Consider the following 21,414-nt stretch of genomic DNA (forward strand, 5'->3'; position numbering starts at 1 on the left):
AACGGCCGTCTAGTTTAAGGCAGTCATGACCGTTCGAGTGCTGGAAAAGCAGGGATATTCCGCATGTGAAGCGGACAAAGAGTGGACGCTATCGTCCTTTGAAGCGCTGCGTTCAGCTCACGCCGGCAATCACATCGATGTCCGGCCGCGCCGCGTTCCTGTACACCTCGATCCGGTTGCGGCCGCGCTTCTTCGCGCCATACAGCGCGATGTCGGCGCGTGACAGCGTTTGCGCCGCTTCGATATCCGTGATCAGCATCGAATCGATGCCGATGCTCACGGTCATCGCGATCCGCTCATCGCCATGCAGGAGCGGCGTGGCGTGGAGCCGGGCCTGCAGGCGCCCGGCCAGCGCGCGGGCGGACTCGATGTCCGCGCCGGGCAAGAGCACAGCAAACTCCTCGCCGCCGATGCGCGCGACGATGGCGCCCTGCTCCACCGCCGCGCGCAAGAGTGCCGCGAAATGTGCGAGCGCGCGGTCGCCGAGCGAATGTCCCCAGCGGTCGTTCAGCACCTTGAAGTGATCGAGGTCGAGCAGCAAGGTCGATGCGCATGACAGCACGCGCTGCCGGAACGCGTCGAGCACGGCCTGGCTCTGGCTCACGAATTCACGCCGGTTCGACAACTGCGTCAGATGGTCCGTGGTCGCCAGCGACTGAAGCTCCGCCTCGATGCGCTTGCGTTCGGTCGCGTCCGTGATGAAGCCGTGCCATACGGTGCTGCCGTCCGCGCCGCGCTGCGGCCGCGCCTCGCCTTCGCGCCAGCGCAATCCCTGACGCGGAAGATTGACGCGATATTCGAGCCGCCATGGCGTCAGACTGGCGGCGGAGGCCCGCTGCGACGCCCGATAGGCGGCGAGATCGCGTGGATCGATCAACGCATCGATCGCGTGGGCGTCCCGCTGGAGGTCCTCGGGCGCCAGTTCGTAGATCTCGCGGATGCCGTCGCTTGCGTAGGAGAAGCGGCACTGGCCATCGGGCGACTGGTGCATCTGGAACACGAGTCCGGGCACCTGATGCGTGAGATTCGTCACCAGGTCGATGGAGTGCTGCAAGCGCTGCGCCAGTTCGCGCAGAGCGGTGATGTCGGTCGTCGTGCCGACCATGCGCAGCGCGCGGCCGCTGCCGTCGCGGCTGACTACCTTGCCCCGGCTGCAGATCCATTTGTAGCTGCCGTCCTTGCAGCGGATCCGGTGTTCGACGGCATAGCTCGGCGTGTTGCCGTCGAAATGCGCCTGCATCGCGGCCTTCACGTAGTCACGGTCATCGGCATGCAGACGCTCGACCGCATCCTCGATCCGGTTGCTCAACTCATGCGGTTCATAGCCGATCAACGCATGCCAGTCGGGCGAATAATGGATCTCGCCGGTCATGACGTTGCGGTCCCACACGCCCGTCCCGCTGCCCGAGAGCGCAAGCGAAGTCAGCTCGCCGTCCTCCTTCATCCTGCCGATCCGGCGGTGCAGCCGCTCGCCTTGTTCCGCCGTGGCGATCGCGTGTTCGGCGAGTTTCGCGAGATCGCGGAGGAAGGTCGTGTGGGTTGTGTCGAAGGTACGCGGCGCGGGATCAATCAGGGCGAGCATGCCCACGGCACGTCCCGAGGCATCGGTCAGATCGCATGAGGCGACGATGCATGTGGGTGCATTGTCGGTAGAAGCGTCGGGAAGTTGAAAGACGGGCGCGCCGTCGAAGACGAGGCACGTTTCACCGTGACGATCCTGATCCTGAACCGCAATGGCCACGCTGGCCACCTGGAAATGCGTGCGAGCCAGACGGCACAGGGTCTGCAGCGCGGAATCGCGCTGTTCTGTCAGCAGGATGCCGGAAGGATCGTCCGATACGGAGGTCGTCATACGCACGCTGGTGCCATCGCCGGTTTGTCATTAGTGTGACGCATCACGCTACAACGGCACAAGAACGTTCAAATTGAGCGCTTTCAGCACATTTTTTGCTAGTGGGCACATCGCTTGCTAATGGCTTTCTGTTCGCCGCCTCGTTCAGAGGCTCGTCAATTGCCCAAACGGAGACGCCGACACCTCACTTTTGGTTCAACCCTCGCCCAGCCTTGCTGAGCGGCGAGTGGCCAGCGCCTTCGCGCTCATTCTTTCCATTCCGGCTGTAACCAGCTCCCATTCGGCGCCCGCGTCTGTCGGCAGCGGCGCACGACGCAGCGTGTATTCACCACGCTCGCCCCTCGAACAAGGAGACCCTTTCCATGTCCCGACGCACTGTCCAAATCCTGGGCAGCCTGCTGGCAATCGTACTCGTGGCCGTGTTGCTGACGCGCGCCATCGACGCCAGTACCTGGCATAAATACTCCGGCGATCTCGCCTACTACACGGGCCGTCACCTACTGCTCGTGGGCATTTCGATGACGCTTGCCATCGTCATCGGCATCCCCGCGGGCGTGGCGCTCAGCCGCCCCGCCCTCGCGCGGCAGGCGGAAGGCTTCATGCAGATCTTCAACATCGGCAACACGGTGCCTTCGCTCGCGGTGCTCGCCATCGCGCTGGGCATCTTCGGCATCGGCGATACGCCCGCCGTCATCGCGCTGTTCCTGGCCTCGCTGCTGCCGATCACGCGCAACACCTACGAAGGCATGAAGAACGTGCCCGCCTCGCTGCTCGAAGCGGCGCGCGGCATCGGCATGACGGGCATGCAGTCGCTGATGCGCGTGGAGTTGCCCAACGCGATGCCGATCATCGTGGGCGGCGTGCGCACCGCGCTCGCGATCAACGTGGGCACGGCGCCGCTCGCCTATCTGATCGGCGCGGACAGTCTCGGCACGCTGATCTTCCCCGGCATCTATCTGAACGACAACCAGATGCTGCTGCTCGGCGCGGCGGGCACCGCGATCCTCGCGCTGCTGCTCGACGCCATCGTGTCCGCCGCAAGCCGGCGCTGGACCAACGGCAGCGAGGTGACGCCATGAGGCTTTCCCGCTTTCTCCGCACTGCGTTCGCCGCCGTTGCGCTGAGCGCCTGCGCGAGTGTGCCGGTGCTGGCGGCGAATCTCGTCGTCGGCGGCAAGAACTTCACCGAGCAGTATGTGCTGGCCGAGATCACATCGCAGTATCTGCGGGCGCGCGGCTATACGATCGACGCGCGCACCGGTCTCGGCAGCGTGCTCCTGCGCAGCGCGCAGGAAAACGGCCAGGTCGATCTCACCTGGGAATACACCGGCACGGCCGCGCTCGTCTATCACAAGCTGAAGGACAAGATGTCGCCCGACGAGATGTACCAGCGCGTCAAGGATCTCGACGCCAAGGAAGGGCTCGTGTGGCTGAACAAGTCGCCCTTGAACAATACGTATGCACTCGGCCTTCCGGCCGAAGCTGCGCGCAAGTCGGGCATCCGCACGATCTCGCAGTTGTCGGAGCAACTCAAGCGCGACCCGAAAGGCACGCGCCACGTGTTCGGCATGGATGCGGAATTCGCGAATCGTCCCGATGGACTGAAGCCGCTGGAAGCCGCCTACGACCTGCACTTCAGCCGCGCCGAGACAAGGCAGATGGATTCGGGACTGGTCTACACGGCGCTGCATAACAACCAGTTGACCATCGGTCTCGTCTACACCACCGATGGCCGCGTGAAGGGCTTCGGCATCGTGCCGCTCGAAGACGATCTTCACTTCTTCCCGCCGTACAACGCCACGCCTGTGGTGCGCGCGACGGTGTTGCAGCAGAACCCCAAGCTTGCCGAACAGCTGAACGCGCTGTCCGCCGTACTCGACAACGACGCGATGCTGGAGATGAACAAGCAGGTCGATATCGATGGCAAGTCGGTGCAGGCGGTCGCGAGCGAGTTTCTGCGCGCGCACAAGCTGCCTTGAAGACGGAGGAAATTGAACGATGAGTCTGACCGACTATCTGAGCGCCAACTGGCCCGAACTGCTGCAACTGACCTTGCAGCATTGCTATCTGGTGGGACTGGCCGTGGGCTGCGCGATCATCGCGGGCGTGCCGCTCGGCATTGTGATGAATCGCTATCCGTGGCTTGCCGGCCCGCTGCTCGGCGTGGCGACCATCATCCTGACGCTGCCGTCCATCGCGCTGTTCGGCTTGATGATCCCGGTGTTTTCGCGCTTCGGCGAAGGCATCGGCGCGGTGCCGGCGATCACCGCCGTGTTCCTGTACTCGTTGCTGCCGATCATGCGCAACACCTATCTCGCGCTGCGCAACGTGGAAGCGGGCATCAAGGAAGCGGGGATCGGCATCGGCATGACGGCGTGGCAACGGCTGCGTCTCGTGGAACTGCCGCTGGCCGTGCCGGTGATTCTCGGCGGCGTGCGCACCGCCGTGGTGATGAACATCGGCGTGATGACGATTGCCGCCGTGATCGGCGCGGGGGGACTGGGCTCGCTGATCGTGCGCGCGATCGGCCAGAGCAGCATGATGAAACTGCTGGTGGGCGCCGTGCTCGTGAGCCTGCTCGCGATCGTCGCCGACTTGCTGCTGCAGGCATTGCAGCGTGTATTGACACCGAAGGGAGTGCAAAAGACATGATCGAACTCGACCGCCTGACCAAGACTTTCACGCAGAAGGACGGCCAGAAAGTGAACGCCGTCGACTCGGTGAGCCTCAAGGTTGAAGAGGGCGAGATCTGCGTGTTCCTCGGCCCGTCCGGTTGCGGCAAGACCACGACGCTCAAGATGATCAATCGTTTGATCGAGCCGACTTCGGGACGCGTGCTGATCAACGGCGAAGATACGTCCGGGCTCAATGAAGTGGACCTGCGCCGGCATATCGGCTACGTGATCCAGCAGATCGGCCTGTTTCCGAACATGACGATCGAAGAGAACATCGTGATCGTGCCGCGCCTGCTCGGCTGGGACAAGAAGCGCTGCGCCGAGCGCGCGACCGAACTGATGTCGATGGTCGCGCTCGATCCGAAGCTGTACCTGAAGCGCTATCCGCGCGAGTTGTCGGGCGGGCAGCAGCAGCGCATCGGCGTGATCCGCGCGCTGGCCGCTGATCCGCCCGTGCTGCTGATGGACGAGCCGTTCGGCGCGGTGGATCCGATCAACCGCGAGAGCATCCAGAACGAATTCTTCGCGATGCAGCGCCAGTTGAAGAAGACCGTGATCATGGTGAGCCACGATATCGACGAAGCGATCAAGCTGGGCGACCGCGTGGCCGTGTTCCGGCGCGGCAAGCTCGTGCAATACGATCATCCGGATACCTTGCTGGCGCATCCGCGTGATGAGTTCGTGGGGCAGTTCGTCGGCGCTGACAGCACGCTGAAGCGGCTGTTGCTCGTCAAGGCCGGGGACGCCGCGACGCAGCCCGATACCGTGCGCGCCGAGACGCCGCTGGCCGATGCGTTCGCGCTGATGGATGAAAGCGATAGCCGCTATCTGACCGTGCTGGATGGCGAGCGGCATGCGCTCGGACTCGTGTCGCGGCGCGCGGCGCGTGGGGCGCAAGGCGTATGCGGCGACAAGCTCACGCAGTTTCAGGCGACTGTGTCGCCGGATGACAATTTGCGGATCGTGCTGTCGAAGATGTATCAGTTCCGGTCGTCGTGGATGCCGGTGCTGGATGCCGATGGGCATTACGTCGGCGAGATCACGCAGGATTCGATCGCGGATTATTTGAGTTCGGGGAGGTCGCGGCATCAGACCGGGCAGGGGCCGGTGGCGCGGGTGGGGGAGACGGTGGGGGTGTAATTGTCGCCCGCGTCGGGTCAGGGGAAACGATCACCTGATCTCGACGCGCTTCGCGCTCCCCGGGCACATTGCAGCAATGCAGCCACGCGCGGCACGGCGCGGGCCAGGCTCGGCGCCCGCGCAACTGCCCGCCCCGACACTCCAGTGGTTCCTGACGAAATCCGTCATGTGAACGTTGTAGCCCAGGCCCACCGGCGAGGTCGCTCCTTTTCCGGGCAGCATCTCGTCCCGCAACTCGCGCCGCTTGCTCTTCTTCACAAGCGACAGAAGCCTTTGCTTCGGATCCACGTCTGTTTCCGGCAGCGCTGGAAACAGATCCTTGCTCACGGCGGCAAACCTTGAAAAGCCGATGTGGTCGGCAAGCACCCAGGCCTCCGCTTCCTTGACCGCCAGCCGCATCGAAAGCCTGTTGCTGGCATTGGGTGGGAGCCATGCGTTGCGTTGTGCAACCACGCACGGTGCCTGATCCGCATCGGCCACCATCAATACCGGCATCACGTTCCTTGCCACCTCGTTCATCGCGGAGATCTTCTTCCGGAACGGAGCGGCGCCGCCCACGACGATTCTTTGCTGAACACGAGACGCTATCCCGCTCTGCGCGATCAAGGCATCCGCGAGTGCGCAGCACAATTCGTCTTCGCCTACGACAAACACGGAATGCGTCATGCGAATAACCCAAGCTGATCGATATCTTGCGGACGGGTCTTGGGCAATAAAACCTCTGCCGGAGAGAGTCCCTGTGACATCAGTTTGAGTTCGGTGTCATCCGCTACCCGGGCGACCGTGCCGTCGCTCGTTGGCTGCAATAGCAGAATGGCCCTGCCATCAAGCGGATTGCTCAACAAAGCCTTGCTATGGGTTGTGACGATCACCTGTCGTTCAAAGGCTTTCTGCTTGCGCAAGACTCGATCGATCATCAACGGAATGTGACCCACGATTGCGTCATTCAAGGAAAGCTCCGGCTCCTCCAATAACAGCAGCGAAGCGCTCTCCTGCAACATCCACAAAAGCCCCAACAGCCGAAGCGCTCCATCCGAAAACTGATCTTCTCGCTCCCATGCGCCGTGACTACGCCAATGCTGGTAAGACGCGAGCAGATGAGGATGCCCGGTGTTCTTGTCCTGTTCGTACTTGAGTTGATCGAACTGAGGAACCGCTTTTGCCAGAGACTGCGCTATTCGACGCAAACGCGCATCCCGTGTCGGCTTGGGTGTCTTTGCAATGCGCTGCAATAAACCCTGCCCGAAAGGATCGCCCTCGGCTATGCGTGCGCCAATCTCGTCATGCTTGAGTAACTGCGGGATCAAATGAAGATAAGTTGTTTCGCGGAAGAAATCTGCAACTTCGCGAAACTCGGAATTCGAATTGATTTGTTCGATCGCCGTTTGCGTCCGTCGCAGGACATCTTTTTTATCATCGATATCCGGCCGATTGAGAACAGGTGTGGATCGCCCTGCCCGCTTGACGATTTCCCGCGTAACCAGAACGCGATGCAATCCCTTGCCTTCGGGCTTGAACGCAAGCGTGTATTCCCAGATGGGAGTCGAATCAGCATCTTTCGAGATTTCCACATGGATCTCGACTTCATGGTCCGTACGCGCCTGAAGGCAACGGAGTTTCGTCAAGCCACCTCGATCTTCAATTGCCTTTTGCAGCCCACCGCCTGCGGTTTTGCAGATGTCTCCCATAAACCGCAAGACGTCCAGCAGGTTCGACTTTCCTGACGCGTTAGCGCCAATCACGAAAGTCCGGGTTCTCAGTGGAACGTCGACATGCCTGAAATTTCGCCAGTTCTTTAGTTCGAGTCGAGAAATGAGCATGGTCCGGGCGGCGATTGCTGACGCAGAACCACGGCTCTGCTTGGCGGATGGGAAAAACCTGCGGGAAGTATAGCGCGACGATTTATGCGTCAAGGATAGCCCTTCCGGCCAACTTGACCTGCTTCATTACTCGGGTTAACCCCATAATCACATTCTCACTGCCTGAGAAACCGATTTTTGTCCAGCGGGAGCCGCGTGGCATTCTCTCCCCATCGCCATCGCTTCAACCAACCATCAAAACCGTGAATAAGGAATCCAGCGTCATCGGGGCCGAGCGCCTGCTGCTCGTGCTGAGCGCACTCGCCAGCCACGGCAAGGCCATGTCCGTGAAGGACATGCTCGGCGCCACCGGTCTCGCGCAAAGCACGCTCTACCGGCAAGTCGCGCTGCTCAAGCGCTGGGGCTTCGTCTCGGAAGACTCCGGCTACTACGCGCCCGGTCCCATCAGTCTCCAGCTCGCGCTCGGCTTCGACGTCAACTCGATGCTCGTCGAAGCCAGTCGCGACAGCATGCTGCAACTCTCCCGCGCGACGCAGGAAAGCGTCGGCCTCATCGTCGCCGTGAACGACCAGGTGATCTGCCTGGAAATGATCGAGAGCACACACTCGCTGCGTTGTTCCTTCGAGAAGGGCCGTGCCGTGCCGCTGCGTGCGGGGGCATCGGCGAAATCGCTGCTCGCCTTCATGGCCGACAAGACCCGCGCCGAAACCCTCGAACGCCAGTTCGCCGACGACCCCGCCGCGCGCGCCGCCCTCGAAGCCGAACTCGACGCCATTCGCGCGCGCGGCTACGCGGTCAGCGACAGCGAGATCGATATCGGCGTCTGGGGCGTGAGCGCCCCCGTGTTCCGGCGTCCGACGCGCGGCAACAGCGGCGCGAGCGCATCGATCACGCTGATGGCGCCCTCCTCGCGCGCCGCCGGCCGCGAGCAGCAACTCGCCGACTGGACCGTACGCACCGCCAACGCCATTTCGACTCAATTGCAGTCCAACTGACCCGCTACAAAAACCGAACCACACCCGGAGCCCACACGATGAAACTCAAGACCCTCTTTACCGCCGCGAGCCTCGGCTTTGCGATCATGGCCGCCGTGCTGCCCGGCAGCGCCGCCGCAGACGACTCGAAGGTGCTGAACGTTGCCACCGACGCCACCTTCCCGCCGATGGAATTCGTCGACAAGGGCCAGCGCACCGGCTTCGACATCGACATCATGAACGCGCTGGCGAAGGCGATGGGCAAGACGGTCCAGTGGACCGACATCGACTTCAAGGGGCTGATCCCCGGTCTCGTCGCGCGCCGTTTCGATGCCGCCATCTCCGGCATCTACATCACGCCGGAACGCTCGCAGGTGGTCGACTTCACGCAGTCGTACTTCGCGGGCGGTCTCTCGGCGCTGGTGAAGGCCGATTCGCCGATCAAGACCCTCGCCGATCTCAACGGCAAGAGGGTGACGGTCCAGGTGGGCACGAAATCCGTGAACTTCCTGCGCGACAACTATCCGCAAGTGCAGCGCGTGGAAGTGGAAAAGAACCAGGAAATGTTCGATCTCGTCGGCATCGGCCGCGCGGATGCCGCCGTCACGGGCAAGCCCGCCGCGTTCCAGTTCGTGCGCACCCGCCCCGGTTTCCGCGTGCTCGACAAGGAGCTGACGACGGAAGCGTATGGCATCGCCGTGCGCAAGGACGAGCCGCAACTGCGCGACCAGATGAACGCCGCGCTCGCGAAGATCAAGGCCGACGGCACCTACGACGCCATCGTCAAGAAGTGGTTCAGCACGACCGCCACGACCGCCAGCGCCAAGTAAGCCCACGGACCTGATCCATGCAACTCGACTTCACTCCCGCCGTCGCCGGCTGGGCCGACATCGCGCACGGCGCGCTGGTCACGGTGGAAGTGACCGCCGCCGCGCTCGTGCTGTCGTGCCTGCTCGGGCTTCTGATCGGCATCGGCCGGCTCGCGCCGCAGCGCCGGCTGGTCTACGGTTTCTGCACCGCCTACCTGATCTTTTTCCGCGGCACGCCGCTGCTCGTGCAGCTGTTCCTGCTGTTCTTCGGCCTGCCGCAGTTCGATATCCTGCTGCCCGCGTTCGTCTGCGGCATGCTCGGGCTCGGGCTGTATTCGGCGGCGTATGTGTCGGAGATCGTGCGCGGCGCAATTCAATCAGTGGATCGCGGCCAGACGGAAGCGGCGCGCTCCATCGGCATGTCGTCCGGACAGGCGATGCGCGCGATCATCCTGCCGCAGGCCATCGTGCGCATGATTCCGCCGCTCGGCAACGAGTTCATCGCGTTGATCAAGAACTCGGCGCTGGTGTCGCTGTTGACCATCCACGATCTGATGCACGAAGGACAGAAGATCATCAGCGTCTCCTACCGGTCGCTCGAGGTGTATATCGTGATCGCGCTCGTCTACCTCGTGCTCACCCAGACGACCAACTACATTCTTCATCGCGTCGAGCGTCGGCTGCGCGCAGGAGGCATGGTGCAATGAACAGCGCTCAACCCATCGTCAGCATTCGCGAACTCACCAAGTCCTTCGGCACGCATCGCGTCCTGAACGGCATCGACTTCGATATTCAGCCGAGCCAGGTCGTCGTCGTGATCGGACCGAGCGGCTCCGGCAAGAGCACGTTTCTGCGCTGCTGCAACGGTCTCGAACAGCCGGAACGCGGCACGGTCGATATCTGCGGACATCGGCTCGTCGATCACGGCACGATGCTCAAGGAGCGTGCGCTCAACGCGTTGCGCACCGAAGTCGGCATGGTGTTCCAGTCGTTCAATCTGTTCCCGCATCTGTCGGTGCTGCACAACATCACGGTCGGCCCGCGCATGCTGCGCGGCGTGTCGAAAGCCGATGCCGAAACAGCCGCGCTCGCGCTGCTCAAGAAGGTCGGCCTCGAACACAAGGCGCATGCGATGCCCGCGAGTCTTTCGGGCGGACAGAAGCAACGCGTCGCGATTGCCCGCGCGCTCGCCATGCAGCCACGCGTCATGCTGTTCGACGAACCCACGTCGGCACTCGATCCGGAACTCGTCGGCGAAGTGCTGCAGGTGATGAAGCTGCTCGCCGCCGAAGGCATGACGATGCTCGTCGTCACGCACGAAATGGGCTTTGCGAAGGAAGTGGCGGATGTCGTCGTCGTGATGGATGGCGGCGAGATCGTCGAAGCGGGCCCGCCCGCGCAGATCTTCTCGACGCCCACGCAGCCCCGCACGCGTTCGTTCCTGCAAGCCGTGCTGACACGCGCATGAAGCTCTCCCTGATACGCGGCGATACGCTCGTCGCCTCGCCCTGGAAGAACGGCGGCGGGATCACGCGCGAAGTCGCGACGCATGCGCCGGCATGGCGCGCGAGCATCGCCGATATCGACCGGCCCGGCCCGTTCTCGCGCTTCGACGGCATCGACCGTCTGCTCGTATTGCTCGACGGCGCGGGTGTCGTGCTCGGCGAACACGTCGTCGAGGGCGCGTTCGAGTTCGCACGGTTCGCCGGCGAAACGCTCATCGACGCGCAGCTCATCGACGGCCCCGTACGCGTGTTCAACCTGATGACGCAGCGCGATGCCGCGCGCGCATCGGTGGACGTGTGGCAGACGCCGGGCACGCGTGTCGTGAGTGGCGCAACGGTGCTGCTGCACTGCGCGCGCGGCCCGCTCGACGTGCGCGTCGGGGAAACGCGCTTCAGTCTGACGAAGATGGACACGCTGCGTTTGGATGCAGCAGACGCCATCGAAGTCGGGATGCAAGGCGACGGCGCGCTGCTGTGCGCGACGCTCGAAACCGAAGTCCGATCATGAACTCATCGACCTCATCGAACTCATCGCTTTTTGCAGCGCATGCGCTGCTGCCGGACGGCTGGCGCACCAACGTGCTGCTGGAGTGGAACGACGCGGGCACGCTCGTCGCCGTGACGCCGGACATGCGCGAGGTACCCGCGAACGCGGCGCGCGCCGCCGGACCCGTCGCGCCCGGCATGCCGAACCTGCACTCGCACGCGTTCCAGCGCGCGATGGCGGGCCTCACCGAATATCGCGCGAACCCCGCCGACAGCTTCTGGAGCTGGCGCGACCTGATGTACCGCTTCGCGCTGCGCATCACGCCCGACACGCTCGGCGCGATTGCGCGCTGGCTCTATGTCGAGATGCTCAAGGCGGGCTACACGTCGGTCTGTGAATTCCACTACGTGCATCACGCCGAAGACGGGGCGCATTATGCGCATCCCGCCGAACTGGCGCTGCGCGTCGTGGATGCGGCCAGCGAGACCGGCATCGGCATGACGATGCTGCCCGTGCTCTATCAATACGGCGGCTTCGATGAACAGCCGCCGCGCGCCGACCAGCGCCGCTTCATCAACGCCACGGAAGACTATCTCGACTTGCTGAGCGGCTTGCGCACGGCGCGTCCCGAGCACGGCGCGCTGCGTTACGGCGTTGCGCCGCATTCGCTGCGCGCGGTGTCGAAGGCTTCGTTGCGCGCGTTGCTCGACGGTCTCGATGCCATGTCGCCCGGCTCGCCGGTACACATTCACATCGCGGAACAGACGGCCGAAGTGGACGCTTCGCTCGCGGCACTCGGCGCGCGCCCGGTGCAATGGCTGCTCGATCACTTCGACGTGAACGCACGCTGGTGCCTCGTGCACGCCACTCACGTCGATGCCGGCGAAACGCTCGCGCTCGCCCGCAGCGGCGCGATCACCGGGCTGTGCCTCACGACCGAGGCGAATCTCGGCGACGGCTTCTTCCCCGTCGCGGAGTATCTCGATGCGCAGGGCGCGTTCGGGGTCGGCTCGGACAGTCATATCGGCGTGGACTGGCGCGCGGAACTGCGTCTGCTCGAATACGGCCAGCGGCTTCAGCGGCGACAGCGCAACGTGCTCGCGTCTTTGTCGACGGCGCAGGTCGCCGACCGGCTGTTTCATGGCGCGCTCGAAGGCGGCGCCCGCGCGACGGGCCGTGCAACCGGCAAGCTCGAAGCCGGCGCGCGCGCCGACTGGCTCGTGCTCGACGCCGATCATCCGAATCTCGCGGAACAGACACCCGCGACGTGGCTGTCTTCCGTGGTCTTCTGCGAACATGGCGAAACGCCGGTGCGCGATGTTTTCGTGGGCGGTGAATGCGTGGTGCGCGAGCGTCGTCATCGGGACGAAGCGCGGCATTACGCGGACTATCGCCGGGCGCTTTCGCAACTGCTCGCCGACGCCTGAACGCAAGCCAACCCAGGACGCACGCTCATGAACGATCTCTTTTCCCTCGAACGCGGCGATGCACCGCTGCTCATCTCCATTCCGCACCTCGGCACGCAGATTCCGGACTCACTGCGCAGCCAGTACACGGACGTCGCGCTGACCGTCGCGGATACCGACTGGCATCTCGACCGGCTGTACAGCTTCGCCCGGGCGCTCGGCGCGACGATTCTCGGCGCGCGTCTGTCGCGCTATGTGATCGATCTGAACCGGCCGCCGAGCGACGAAAGCCTGTATCCCGGACAGACCACGACCGGCCTGTGCCCTGATCTGACCTTTCGCGGCGAGCCGGTGTATCGCGAAGGCTGCGTGCCCGATGCCGCCGAAAAGCAACGGCGCGTCGCGGCTTACTGGCAGCCGTATCACGACACCTTGCGCGCCGAGTTGAAGCGCCTGCGCGAGCGGCATGCAAACGTGCTGCTGTGGGAAGCGCATTCCATCGCGAGCGTGCTGCCCCGTCTCTTCGACGACAAGCTGCCCGACCTGAACATCGGCACGCAGGATGGACGTACGGCGGCGGCTTCGGTGCAACAGGAGGTGGAGCGCGCGGCAGCGGCGGGGCCGTTCACATGGATCGCCAACGGACGGTTCAAGGGCGGCTATATCACGCGGCACTTCGGCGCGCCTCAGGACGGTGTGCACGCGGTCCAGCTGGAGATGTGCCAGTCGACCTACATGAACGAAGCCGCGCCGTTCGAGTACCGGCCTGAAGTTGCGCAACAGGTCGAGCCGGTGGTCGAGAGCATGGTGAGCGGCGCGCTGCGGGCGGTTGTGGCGCTGAGCACGGCGGTCGATTGACGATGCGGTTTTGAATCAGGCGTCATCGAGGACCGCAACGGGTCGAGCCGGTGGTCGAGATCGTGGCGCTGAGCACGGCGGTCGATTGACGATGCGGGCTTGAATCAGGCGTCATCGAGGAGCAGGTCTCGCAGCGCGTCGAGCGCCGCCGAATAGTGGCCCTTGCGCCAGACCAGCAGCGTATCCACCTGCCCCAGTTCGCCGAGCGGATGGACATCGACGTCATCGTCCAGACGCGCCAGTTCCAGCACCGACCGCGGCGCCACCGCGACGCCCGCGCCCGCCGCCACGCACGCGATGATCGCGTGGTACGAAGCCAGCTCCAAAACCCGCGCCGGACGAATGCCCTGCTGTTCGTACCAGCGCATCGCATACGAGCGATAAGCGCAGCCGCGTTCGAATGCCACCAGCGTGAGCCCGGCCGGCTCCTGCGCCAGGGCCGTCGGATCCTGTCCGCGCGGCGTGACCAGCGTGAGTTCTTCGCGAAATACCGGCACGGTCTCGAACTGCGCGGCGGCGAGCGCGTCCGGTTCGATCGGGCGCGCCATCACCGCCGCATCCACCTCGAAGGTGCGCACGCTTTCGATCAGCGCGCGCGTGACGCCCGTCGCCAGTTCCAGCGTCACCTGCGGCCAACGCCGGTGATAGGCCGCCAGCACGCGCGGCAGGCGGCTCGCCGCAGTGCTTTCCATCGTGCCCAGGCGCAGACGCCCTTGCGGCCGGTTCTCGCTGACCGCATGACGCGCTTCCTCGGCCAGCGCGAGCAGGCGTTCGGCGTAGGGCAGCAAGGTCTCGCCGGCGGGTGTCAGCACGAGGCGCCGGCCATCGCGGACGAACAACTCCGTGCCGAGCGTTTCCTCCAGCTGGCGAATGCGCGTCGTCACGTTCGATTGCACCCGGTTCAGCTTGAGCGCGGCGCGCGTCACGCCGTTTTCGCGGACGACAGCCCGAAAGATGGTCAGCGCAGCCAGGTCCATGATCTTTCCCGAAGATTGATTCCATCTCGATTATTCATTTTTCAAGATGGATCGGTCAAGGTAGGATCAGCGGATCGTCGCTCCGATCTTCATGCTCATGGCATCGCCGCTGCCCGTTTCGTCCGCCTCCGCTCATCCCGCGCGCCATGCCGCGCTCGCCTGCGCCGTGGTGCTGGCGGTTGCGTTGGGCGTCGGGCGCTTTGCGTTCACACCGCTGCTGCCGCTGATGCTGCACAGCGGCGCGCTCGACATCCGTCACGGCGGCTGGCTCGCCTCGGCCAACTACGCGGGTTATCTGATTGGCGCGCTGTCGTGCGCGGCGATTCGCGTCGATCACGCCCGCATGGTGCGGCTCGCGCTCGCTTCGACCATCCTGTTGACCCTCGCGATGGGCGTCGTTCATCTGTTCTGGCTCTGGATCGCGATCCGCTTCGCGGCGGGCGTCGTCAGCGCGTGGGCGTTCGTGTTCGCGTCGCAATGGGGCCTGCGGCGGCTCGCGGAACTCGATGCGCACGGCTACGGCGGCGTGATCTATGCCGGGCCGGGCGTCGGGATCGTCGCGACCGGCCTGCTCGGCGCGGGCGCCGCCGCGTTCGCCGTGCCCGCGCCGTGGGTATGGGACGGCTTCGCGCTGTGCTCGGCGCTGGCCGGACTCGCCGTCTGGAAGAGCTTTACGCGGCAGGCACCGGCCGCGCACGGCCGCGCGACTCATCACCACAGCGGCGACACTGGCGCGGCGCGCGCCGATTCAATCGGACTGATCGGTCTCTACGGACTCGCCGGGTTCGGCTACATCATCTCGGCGACCTTCCTGCCCGTCATCGCCCGTCAGGCTCTGCCCGGTTCCGCATGGCCCGATCTGTTCTGGCCGGCCTTCGGACTCGCGCTGATCGCCGGCGCGCTGCTCGCCGCGCGTCTGCCGATGTCGTGGGACAACCGTCTGCTGTCGGCCGGGTTCTATCTGATTCAGGCGCTGGGCATCGCCTCCGGCATCGTCTTTCCCACCGCGCTCGGGTTCGGCATCGGCAGCCTGCTGCTGGGCTTTCCATTCACCGCGATCACGCTGTTCGCCATGCGCGAGGCGCGCCGTCTGCGCGGCGACGCAGCCGCCGGATTGATGGGCTACGCGACGGCGTCGTATGGATTGGGGCAGATCGTCGGGCCGCTGGTCGCGGCGCCTATCGCAGAACATACGGGGTCGTTTTCTGCCGCGCTGTGGATCGCGGTGGCGGCGCTCGCGGCGGGTGCGATCGGATTGATCTGGCTGGGGACGCGCGCTGCAGCCCGGCGCTAGGAAAGCGCGTAGAAGGGATCAGCAGGCCACGCTGTCGCGCGCCGCTTCAGCATGCGTCGCCGGTTGCGCGATTTCCACCCGGTCGCCGCCGAGCGACTTCGCACGGTACAGCGCGCGGTCGGCGATGGTCAGCAGATCGGTCAGCGCGCCACTCGCCGTGCCGCATTGCGCCAGACCAATGCTCACGGTCGCCCGGATCTCCACGCCCGCCGCGCCCGGCGTGCTCGACTGCGCGAAACGCCGGACCACGGCCTGCGCCGTCGCACGGGCGCGATGGCAGTCGCGTCCCGGCAGCAGCGCGGCGAATTCCTCGCCGCCGATGCGCGCAAAAATCGCCTCGGGTCCCAGCGCATCCTGCGCGATGGCCGCGAAGGTCTTGAGCACGGCGTCGCCGGTTTCGTGACCGTGGCGGTCGTTGATGATCTTGAAGTTGTCGAGATCGAGCGCGAGCAGGCAGACCGGCTGCCGGGCATCTGCGCGCCGGATGACGCGCACGCCTTCCTCGAAGAACCAGCGGCGATTGCCGAGCCCCGTCAGGTAGTCCGTCCGCGATTCCTTCAGCAGTTCGCCATGCGCCTCGTCGCGCACGAAGCGCAGCAGGGTCATCGGCAGGATGACGGAATAGAGCACGCCTTCGTACATCGTGGCCTTGGCAATCGCCGACAACATGCCCGGCCCGAGCGAAGCAGCCAGCCACGGCAGGATCAGCGCGCGCGCGGCGTAGAAGAGCGCATGAAAACCCGCGACGAATGCCGCGATATCGCGCGACTGCAAACGCCGGGCGCGATCGCCGCGCAGCAGCTCGCGCGCGGTCATGCCGCTGGCGAGAGCAATCGGAATGGCGCTGGCGTAGTTCCACATCGGCACTTCCCAGCGCACGCCCGCGATGACCCACGCGAGCGCCACGCCGGCCAGCACGCCGATGGACAACGTGCCGTAGCGCCGCCCGTTCATGATGGCGACGCCGCGCAGCAGCAGCAGATAGCCCGACACCATGATGAGGTTGCTCAGCGCCGATCCGATCGCGCCCGGCAATGCGTGGCGCACCGCGACGGCCGCGCAGCCGGCGGCGAGCGTCGCGTAGCCCGCGGCCAGCGTGCCCAGCTCCTGCCTGCGTCCGGCATGACCGCGGCGTTCCCACAGCGTCATCCCGCAGCTGGCGAGGAGCGTGCCGATGGCGAGCAGATAGATGGTAATTAGATCGACATGCATGCTGTCGCGTGCCTGATGTGCCCGGAAGACTTTTCCGTGCGACTGTTAACGGCAGGCAAACGTCAAACTTGAAGCCTCGCGACTTCCGACCTGTCGGACCAGCGGCAACGCAACCCGCGCATTCGTTTTGTCGCGGCCAACACACTGGCGCGTGACGAGACTGCAGGGATACATCGCAGCGCATTGCCTTTCCCTTTCTCTTCAACGACTTGCGCGATCTTTCAAGCGCCGATCCGGTTCCTGGCACAGCTCTCGCAATAGATGTCGTGAGCGCAACGACACGCGCTCCCCACCCAACCGGAACCAGGAGATTCACCATGAAGATCGACAACCTCGCTGTCACCAAAGACCTCGCCCGTGAAGAGATGGAAGCCATCGTCGGCGGCAGCGTTTTTGAGAACAACGCCATCAACGCCAACCTTCAGGCCGGTGGCGTCTCCTTCGCGAGCCCGCAGACCAACATCGCGCCCGTGACGCAAGTGGATGCATCGACGCACACGGACGTCGATCTGAAGGAAATCACGAAGTCGGTCTCTTCGGTGGGCAGCCTGATTCAAGGCATGAAGATCTGAAGCACGCGCTCCGGCCGGGAGAAGGATTCGGGGATCCTTCCCTCGCCGGGCGCAGCGCCGGACGCAACAGCCCTCAACGCGGCGCCGATATCACTTCCAGCGCGACCAGATTCGACACGTAGCGGCCCGCCTTGCCATCGCCGGGAATGACGAGCCGCGCAAAACCGGTCGTCGTCAACGGCGCACCGTTCATCTCATACGCGACGATGTCCGGCTGATTGCCGAAATCGGGCGACAGCTCGGCCAGCGACAGAATCACGCGATAACCATCGCTGCCCGTCGCGATCAGGTAGAAACCCAGCACATCGTTCTTGACCGTCGAACTGGTCTGGATGCCCGCCGCATTCAACAGATTCCACAGGCTCACGCCCGTGTAGGTCGTCGAGCCGACCGTGCGGGTCACGGCGGGAAGGGCCTGAAGCGCGGCAAGATCGAAGCTTGCCGGCGTCGCCACTGCGCCGGACAACTGGAATTGCGTCGTGGTCCCGCCGCCCGCGACGTGAACCGCCGATACCGCCGTTCCCACCTTGAGCGTCACGAGGTTCGACACATAGCGGCCGCCCTTCACGTCGCCCGGTGCGGTGACGCGCAGCGGACCGTCGGTCGAGGACAACGCGGCGCTGGTGCCGTTGATCGTCTCCGCATACGCCACCTGATTGCCGCGATTGCCGAAGTCCGGACTCAGTTCGCCCATCGCGAACAGTGCGCGATAGTTGTCGCTGCCGGTCGCGATCACGTACTTGGCGAGCACGTCGTTCTTGACCGCCGCGTTCGTCGTGATGCCGATCTGGTTCAGCATGCTCCAGAGACTCGCGCCGGTGTACACATGCGTCTGCTGACCCGTGCCGCTGCCGAAGGACACGGTTTGCGTCGTCGCGGGCTGCGCCTGAATCTGCGCCAGCGTGAACTGCGTCTGCGTGGTGACGTCGCCGGAAACCGACAGCACGGTCTTCGGCGGCGGCGGGGTATCGTCATCACCGCCGCCGCAAGAAGCGGCCGCGAAAGGAAGCAGGCTGAGCAGGATGAGCGGCGATGCGAGCCGCTTCAGAACAGGGGAAAGCCTCATTGTTGGTACTCCCTCCGGTCAGCGGATCGACGCCGTTCATGCAGCGCAGCGCGCGTGATATCCCGCTCGTTATGTTTATGTGGATACAGCGGCGATCACATTCGCAGAATCGCGTGCAAAAGGCAAGACAGGTTCGTGCGATGAACGGTTCAGCGCGGCGCGCGGCCTTCATGTCTGTCGAATGGGCGGAACACGTCGAGCGCCCAGTCGATGAACGCACGCATGCGCGCGCTGTCGTGCTTCGATTTCGCGAACACGAGATGCAGCGGTTGAGGCGGCCGCGTCCACTGCGGCAGCACTTCGACGAGATCGCCGCTCTCGACCCACGGCTGCGCCATGAAACGAAACGTCTGACCGATGCCGAGTCCGCTGACCAGGCTGGTCAGGTGCGCGGTGCTTTCGTTGACGGCGACGCCATGCACGCCGCGCGGATCGATGCGCACGGTTTCATCGCCCTGCTCGAACAGCAGTTCGAACACACGCCCGGTGCGTGACGAGAAGTAGGCGATCACGTCATGGTCCGTTAGCGCGTCCGGATGCGCGGGCACGCCGTGCGCGGCGACATAGTCCGACGACGCATACGTGCCCCATCCCAGCGCGGCGAGCGGCCGCGCGACGAGCGAGGTATCGGTGAGCGCGCCGCCGCGTATGACGCAATCGACACCTTCGCCGATCAGATCCACTTCGCGATCGCCCACGCCCAGTTCGAGCTGAATGTGCGGATGACGCCGGCGGAACGAAGGCAGATGCGGCAACACGATCAGGTTGGCCAGCGACGAGCCGACGTCGATCCGCAGACGCCCGCGCGGACCGCCGCGCGCATCGGCGAACAAGGTGTCCATCTCGTCGATGTCGGCGAGCACCTTGGTGGCATGGAGGTAGTAGGCCTGACCTTCCTCCGTCACGCTCACCCGGCGCGTGGAGCGTTGCAGAAGCTTCACGCGCAGATGCGCCTCGAGATCCTGGATCAGTTTCGTGACGGTGGGCTTCGGCATGTTGAGCGTGTCCGCCGCCTTGCTGAAGCCGCCCGATTCGGCGATCCGTACGAATACGCGCAATGCCGTCAGCTGATCCATGTTCACGCTCGTCGAAAGAAGAGCAATAAGTTTAACGATTATTCACGTTCATGAATAATCAATTAGTCATGGCGGCGTTTATTCCCGGTGTGGAAAAGCCTATCTTTCTTCCATCGACTCAAACACTCAATTGGAGGTCAGCATGAACAAGCGTCTCGAAGGGAAAATTGCACTGGTCACGGGCGGCACGAGCGGCATCGGCCTGGCGGCGGCGCAGGATCTCGCACGCGAAGGGGCGAAGGTGTACGTCACGGGACGGCGTCAGGCGGAACTGGACGCGGCGGTGGCAGAGATTGGCGGTAACGCTCAAGGCGTCCAGGGCGACGTCACGCGAGACGACGATCTCGACACGCTGATGGAGCGCATCCGCGCGAGCGAAGGCCGGCTCGACATCCTGTTCGCCAATGCCGGCGGCGGCAGCATGTTGCCGCTCGGCGAGATCACCGCGCAGCACGTCGACGACACCTTCAACCGCAACGTCCGCGCGGTCGTGTTCACCGTGCAGAAGGCGTTGCCGCTGATGCCGCGCGGTGCGTCGATCATTCTCACCGGCTCGATCACCGGTTCGAAGGGCACGCCGGCATTCAGCATCTACAGCGCGTCGAAGGCGGCGGTGCGTGCGCTTGCACGCAGCTGGGTGCTCGACCTGAAGGACCGCGGCATTCGCGTGAACGTGGTCAGCCCCGGGTCGACGCACACGGTAGGACTCGCGGAACTCGGCGGGGCATCGAAGGAAGCGCAGGATGGCCTGCTGACCTATCTTGCCTCGCTGGTCCCGATCGGTCGCCTTGCCGCGCCGGACGAGATCGCGAAGGTCGTGACCTTCCTCGCGTCCGATGATTCGAGCTTCATCAACGGCGCGGAGATCTTCGCCGACGGCGGACAGGCGCAGGTATAAGGTCAGATCGCCATGCCGCCCGATACCTCGATGCGCTGCGCATTGATCCAGCGATTGTCCTCCGACAGCAGCGACGCGATCATCGGTCCGATGTCGTCAGGCAGGCCCGGGCGGCCGAGCGCCGTCATCTCGGTGACACGCCGGTTGACCTCGGGGTTGTCGCGTACGATGCCGCCGCTGAAGTCGGTCTGAATGGCGCCCGGCGCCACCACGTTGACGGCGATGCGCCGTGGCGCCAGTTCCTTCGCCATGTACTTGGTGAGCACTTCCACCGCGCCTTTCAGCGACCCATAGGCCGCGCTTTCCGGAATGATGATGCGCGTGAGGCCCGACGAGATGTTGACGATCCTGCCGCCGTCGTTGATCAGCGGAAGCAGCTTCTGCGTGAGAAAGAACACGCCTTTGAAGTGGACGTCATAGAGCGCATCAAGTTCGGCTTCTGTCGTCTTCGCGATGCTGTTGTGATGCGACGTGCCCGCGTTGTTGACGAGATAGTCGAAGCGCTCGGCTTGCCAGCCGGCGAGCGTGCGGCGCACGTCATTGGTGAAGGCGTCGAATGCGCCGACGTTGCCGGTATCGAGTTGCAGCGCGGCCGCCTTGCTGCCCGTCTCGGCGACGAGCGCCAGCACCTTGTCCGCTTCCGCGCGATTGCTGTGATAGGTAAAGATGCAATCGACACCGCGTTTCGCGAGATTGAGCACCGTGTTCCGACCGAGCCCGCGGCTTGCGCCGGTCACGATCGCGATCTTGCTGGCAGACATGGCTGACCTCTCTGTGAAGTGAGCCCACAGGAT

The 21,414-nt window shown here is 64.4% G+C and carries 22 protein-coding genes; 14 read left to right on the forward strand and 8 right to left on the reverse strand.

Annotated elements, in window-relative coordinates; all coding sequences use genetic code 11:
* Positions 1-112: 112 nt before the first annotated feature.
* Positions 113-1,852, reverse strand: a complete 1,740-nt coding sequence (locus QCE88_RS28270) for a diguanylate cyclase (RefSeq protein ID WP_309908182.1) — start codon at positions 1,850-1,852, stop codon at positions 113-115.
* A gap of 362 nt (positions 1,853-2,214) precedes the next feature.
* Here QCE88_RS28270 and QCE88_RS28275 point away from each other — a divergent pair, with 362 nt between their 5' ends.
* Genes QCE88_RS28275 through QCE88_RS28290 form a run of 4 tightly spaced genes read left to right on the forward strand, consistent with a single transcriptional unit; the run spans position 2,215 to position 5,666 of the window.
* On the forward strand, positions 2,215-2,931 hold the full coding sequence (locus QCE88_RS28275; RefSeq protein WP_309908183.1) for an ABC transporter permease: 717 nt from the start codon (positions 2,215-2,217) through the stop codon (positions 2,929-2,931).
* Entirely contained in the window at positions 2,928-3,830 is a 903-nt protein-coding gene (locus tag QCE88_RS28280; protein WP_309908184.1) for a glycine betaine ABC transporter substrate-binding protein, read from the forward strand. The genes QCE88_RS28275 and QCE88_RS28280 overlap by 4 nt, the downstream gene beginning before the upstream one ends.
* A 19-nt stretch (positions 3,831-3,849) precedes the next feature.
* Positions 3,850-4,503: an ABC transporter permease gene (locus tag QCE88_RS28285; RefSeq protein ID WP_309908185.1), complete on the forward strand. Its 654-nt coding sequence runs from the start codon at positions 3,850-3,852 to the stop codon at positions 4,501-4,503.
* Positions 4,500-5,666, forward strand: a complete 1,167-nt coding sequence (locus QCE88_RS28290) for an ABC transporter ATP-binding protein (protein WP_309908186.1) — start codon at positions 4,500-4,502, stop codon at positions 5,664-5,666. The genes QCE88_RS28285 and QCE88_RS28290 overlap by 4 nt, the downstream gene beginning before the upstream one ends.
* 30 nt (positions 5,667-5,696) lie before the next feature.
* Here the strand turns inward: QCE88_RS28290 and QCE88_RS28295 are convergent, their stop codons facing one another.
* Both QCE88_RS28295 and QCE88_RS28300 read right to left on the reverse strand, forming a co-directional pair.
* Positions 5,697-6,332, reverse strand: a complete 636-nt coding sequence (locus QCE88_RS28295) for a hypothetical protein (RefSeq protein WP_309908187.1) — start codon at positions 6,330-6,332, stop codon at positions 5,697-5,699.
* A complete protein-coding gene (locus tag QCE88_RS28300; RefSeq protein ID WP_309908188.1) occupies positions 6,329-7,579 on the reverse strand; it encodes an AAA family ATPase in 1,251 nt (416 codons plus the stop codon). Before QCE88_RS28300 ends, QCE88_RS28295 begins: the two co-directional genes overlap by 4 nt.
* A gap of 149 nt (positions 7,580-7,728) precedes the next feature.
* On the opposite strand from QCE88_RS28300, the gene QCE88_RS28305 reads away from it, so the two are divergent.
* From QCE88_RS28305 to hutG, 7 genes are read left to right on the forward strand one after another with little or no spacing between them, the layout of a single operon-like run.
* On the forward strand, positions 7,729-8,481 hold the full coding sequence (locus QCE88_RS28305; RefSeq protein WP_309908189.1) for an IclR family transcriptional regulator: 753 nt from the start codon (positions 7,729-7,731) through the stop codon (positions 8,479-8,481).
* A 38-nt stretch (positions 8,482-8,519) separates the two neighbouring features.
* On the forward strand, positions 8,520-9,290 hold the full coding sequence (locus QCE88_RS28310) for a transporter substrate-binding domain-containing protein (protein ID WP_309908190.1): 771 nt from the start codon (positions 8,520-8,522) through the stop codon (positions 9,288-9,290).
* Between the two features lie 17 nt (positions 9,291-9,307).
* Positions 9,308-9,976: an amino acid ABC transporter permease gene (locus QCE88_RS28315; RefSeq protein WP_309908191.1), complete on the forward strand. Its 669-nt coding sequence runs from the start codon at positions 9,308-9,310 to the stop codon at positions 9,974-9,976.
* Positions 9,973-10,737 (forward strand): amino acid ABC transporter ATP-binding protein, encoded by a 765-nt coding sequence (locus QCE88_RS28320; RefSeq protein WP_309908192.1) that lies wholly within the window; start codon positions 9,973-9,975, stop codon positions 10,735-10,737. Before QCE88_RS28315 ends, QCE88_RS28320 begins: the two co-directional genes overlap by 4 nt.
* Positions 10,734-11,282: a HutD family protein gene (locus tag QCE88_RS28325; protein ID WP_309908193.1), complete on the forward strand. Its 549-nt coding sequence runs from the start codon at positions 10,734-10,736 to the stop codon at positions 11,280-11,282. Before QCE88_RS28320 ends, QCE88_RS28325 begins: the two co-directional genes overlap by 4 nt.
* Complete coding sequence (locus tag QCE88_RS28330; protein WP_309908194.1) at positions 11,279-12,688, forward strand: formimidoylglutamate deiminase; 1,410 nt, start codon at positions 11,279-11,281, stop codon at positions 12,686-12,688. The genes QCE88_RS28325 and QCE88_RS28330 overlap by 4 nt, the downstream gene beginning before the upstream one ends.
* 27 nt (positions 12,689-12,715) lie before the next feature.
* A complete protein-coding gene (gene hutG, locus QCE88_RS28335) occupies positions 12,716-13,525 on the forward strand; it encodes an N-formylglutamate deformylase (RefSeq protein ID WP_309908195.1) in 810 nt (269 codons plus the stop codon).
* Positions 13,526-13,629: 104 nt separating this feature from the next.
* On the opposite strand, the gene QCE88_RS28340 is transcribed toward hutG, so the two are convergent.
* On the reverse strand, positions 13,630-14,502 hold the full coding sequence (locus QCE88_RS28340; RefSeq protein ID WP_309908196.1) for a LysR substrate-binding domain-containing protein: 873 nt from the start codon (positions 14,500-14,502) through the stop codon (positions 13,630-13,632).
* A gap of 97 nt (positions 14,503-14,599) precedes the next feature.
* On the opposite strand from QCE88_RS28340, the gene QCE88_RS28345 reads away from it, so the two are divergent.
* The gene (locus QCE88_RS28345) at positions 14,600-15,796 is read left to right on the forward strand and encodes a YbfB/YjiJ family MFS transporter (RefSeq protein ID WP_309908197.1); all 1,197 of its coding nucleotides are present in this window, start codon (positions 14,600-14,602) and stop codon (positions 15,794-15,796) included.
* 18 nt (positions 15,797-15,814) lie between these two features.
* On the opposite strand, the gene QCE88_RS28350 is transcribed toward QCE88_RS28345, so the two are convergent.
* The gene (locus QCE88_RS28350) at positions 15,815-17,008 is read right to left on the reverse strand and encodes a GGDEF domain-containing protein (RefSeq protein ID WP_309908198.1); all 1,194 of its coding nucleotides are present in this window, start codon (positions 17,006-17,008) and stop codon (positions 15,815-15,817) included.
* Between the two features lie 317 nt (positions 17,009-17,325).
* On the opposite strand from QCE88_RS28350, the gene QCE88_RS28355 reads away from it, so the two are divergent.
* On the forward strand, positions 17,326-17,580 hold the full coding sequence (locus tag QCE88_RS28355; protein ID WP_309908199.1) for a hypothetical protein: 255 nt from the start codon (positions 17,326-17,328) through the stop codon (positions 17,578-17,580).
* A 73-nt stretch (positions 17,581-17,653) separates the two neighbouring features.
* Here QCE88_RS28355 and QCE88_RS28360 read toward each other — a convergent pair whose 3' ends face one another.
* Together QCE88_RS28360 and QCE88_RS28365 are read right to left on the reverse strand one after the other, a co-directional pair.
* Positions 17,654-18,646 carry a molybdopterin-dependent oxidoreductase gene (locus QCE88_RS28360; protein WP_309908200.1) on the reverse strand — a complete coding sequence of 331 codons (993 nt, stop codon included), beginning with the start codon at positions 18,644-18,646 and terminating at the stop codon, positions 17,654-17,656.
* Positions 18,647-18,795: 149 nt separating this feature from the next.
* Positions 18,796-19,722, reverse strand: a complete 927-nt coding sequence (locus tag QCE88_RS28365) for a LysR family transcriptional regulator (protein WP_309908201.1) — start codon at positions 19,720-19,722, stop codon at positions 18,796-18,798.
* A gap of 142 nt (positions 19,723-19,864) precedes the next feature.
* Here QCE88_RS28365 and QCE88_RS28370 point away from each other — a divergent pair, with 142 nt between their 5' ends.
* Positions 19,865-20,620 carry an SDR family oxidoreductase gene (locus tag QCE88_RS28370; protein ID WP_309908202.1) on the forward strand — a complete coding sequence of 252 codons (756 nt, stop codon included), beginning with the start codon at positions 19,865-19,867 and terminating at the stop codon, positions 20,618-20,620.
* Between the two features lie 2 nt (positions 20,621-20,622).
* Here the strand turns inward: QCE88_RS28370 and QCE88_RS28375 are convergent, their stop codons facing one another.
* On the reverse strand, positions 20,623-21,381 hold the full coding sequence (locus tag QCE88_RS28375; RefSeq protein WP_309908203.1) for an SDR family oxidoreductase: 759 nt from the start codon (positions 21,379-21,381) through the stop codon (positions 20,623-20,625).
* Positions 21,382-21,414 lie beyond the last annotated feature (33 nt).

The organism is Caballeronia sp. LZ035 (genome assembly GCF_031451175.1).
Classification (GTDB): domain Bacteria; phylum Pseudomonadota; class Gammaproteobacteria; order Burkholderiales; family Burkholderiaceae; genus Caballeronia.

Excerpts from the sequence above, each read along its gene's own strand:
- QCE88_RS28285 (WP_309908185.1), top strand. The coding sequence starts at position 3,850 with ATGAGTCTGACCGACTATCTGAGCGCCAACTGGCCCGAACTGCTGCAA.
- QCE88_RS28375 (WP_309908203.1), bottom strand. The coding sequence starts at position 21,381 with ATGTCTGCCAGCAAGATCGCGATCGTGACCGGCGCAAGCCGCGGGCTC.
- QCE88_RS28275 (WP_309908183.1), top strand. The coding sequence starts at position 2,215 with ATGTCCCGACGCACTGTCCAAATCCTGGGCAGCCTGCTGGCAATCGTA.
- QCE88_RS28365 (WP_309908201.1), bottom strand. The coding sequence starts at position 19,722 with ATGGATCAGCTGACGGCATTGCGCGTATTCGTACGGATCGCCGAATCG.
- QCE88_RS28330 (WP_309908194.1), top strand. The coding sequence starts at position 11,279 with ATGAACTCATCGACCTCATCGAACTCATCGCTTTTTGCAGCGCATGCG.
- hutG (WP_309908195.1), top strand. The coding sequence starts at position 12,716 with ATGAACGATCTCTTTTCCCTCGAACGCGGCGATGCACCGCTGCTCATC.
- QCE88_RS28280 (WP_309908184.1), top strand. The coding sequence starts at position 2,928 with ATGAGGCTTTCCCGCTTTCTCCGCACTGCGTTCGCCGCCGTTGCGCTG.
- QCE88_RS28325 (WP_309908193.1), top strand. The coding sequence starts at position 10,734 with ATGAAGCTCTCCCTGATACGCGGCGATACGCTCGTCGCCTCGCCCTGG.
- QCE88_RS28340 (WP_309908196.1), bottom strand. The coding sequence starts at position 14,502 with ATGGACCTGGCTGCGCTGACCATCTTTCGGGCTGTCGTCCGCGAAAAC.
- QCE88_RS28310 (WP_309908190.1), top strand. The coding sequence starts at position 8,520 with ATGAAACTCAAGACCCTCTTTACCGCCGCGAGCCTCGGCTTTGCGATC.
- QCE88_RS28315 (WP_309908191.1), top strand. The coding sequence starts at position 9,308 with ATGCAACTCGACTTCACTCCCGCCGTCGCCGGCTGGGCCGACATCGCG.
- QCE88_RS28270 (WP_309908182.1), bottom strand. The coding sequence starts at position 1,852 with ATGACGACCTCCGTATCGGACGATCCTTCCGGCATCCTGCTGACAGAA.
- QCE88_RS28295 (WP_309908187.1), bottom strand. The coding sequence starts at position 6,332 with ATGACGCATTCCGTGTTTGTCGTAGGCGAAGACGAATTGTGCTGCGCA.
- QCE88_RS28370 (WP_309908202.1), top strand. The coding sequence starts at position 19,865 with ATGAACAAGCGTCTCGAAGGGAAAATTGCACTGGTCACGGGCGGCACG.
- QCE88_RS28290 (WP_309908186.1), top strand. The coding sequence starts at position 4,500 with ATGATCGAACTCGACCGCCTGACCAAGACTTTCACGCAGAAGGACGGC.
- QCE88_RS28350 (WP_309908198.1), bottom strand. The coding sequence starts at position 17,008 with ATGCATGTCGATCTAATTACCATCTATCTGCTCGCCATCGGCACGCTC.
- QCE88_RS28345 (WP_309908197.1), top strand. The coding sequence starts at position 14,600 with ATGGCATCGCCGCTGCCCGTTTCGTCCGCCTCCGCTCATCCCGCGCGC.
- QCE88_RS28360 (WP_309908200.1), bottom strand. The coding sequence starts at position 18,646 with ATGAGGCTTTCCCCTGTTCTGAAGCGGCTCGCATCGCCGCTCATCCTG.
- QCE88_RS28320 (WP_309908192.1), top strand. The coding sequence starts at position 9,973 with ATGAACAGCGCTCAACCCATCGTCAGCATTCGCGAACTCACCAAGTCC.
- QCE88_RS28355 (WP_309908199.1), top strand. The coding sequence starts at position 17,326 with ATGAAGATCGACAACCTCGCTGTCACCAAAGACCTCGCCCGTGAAGAG.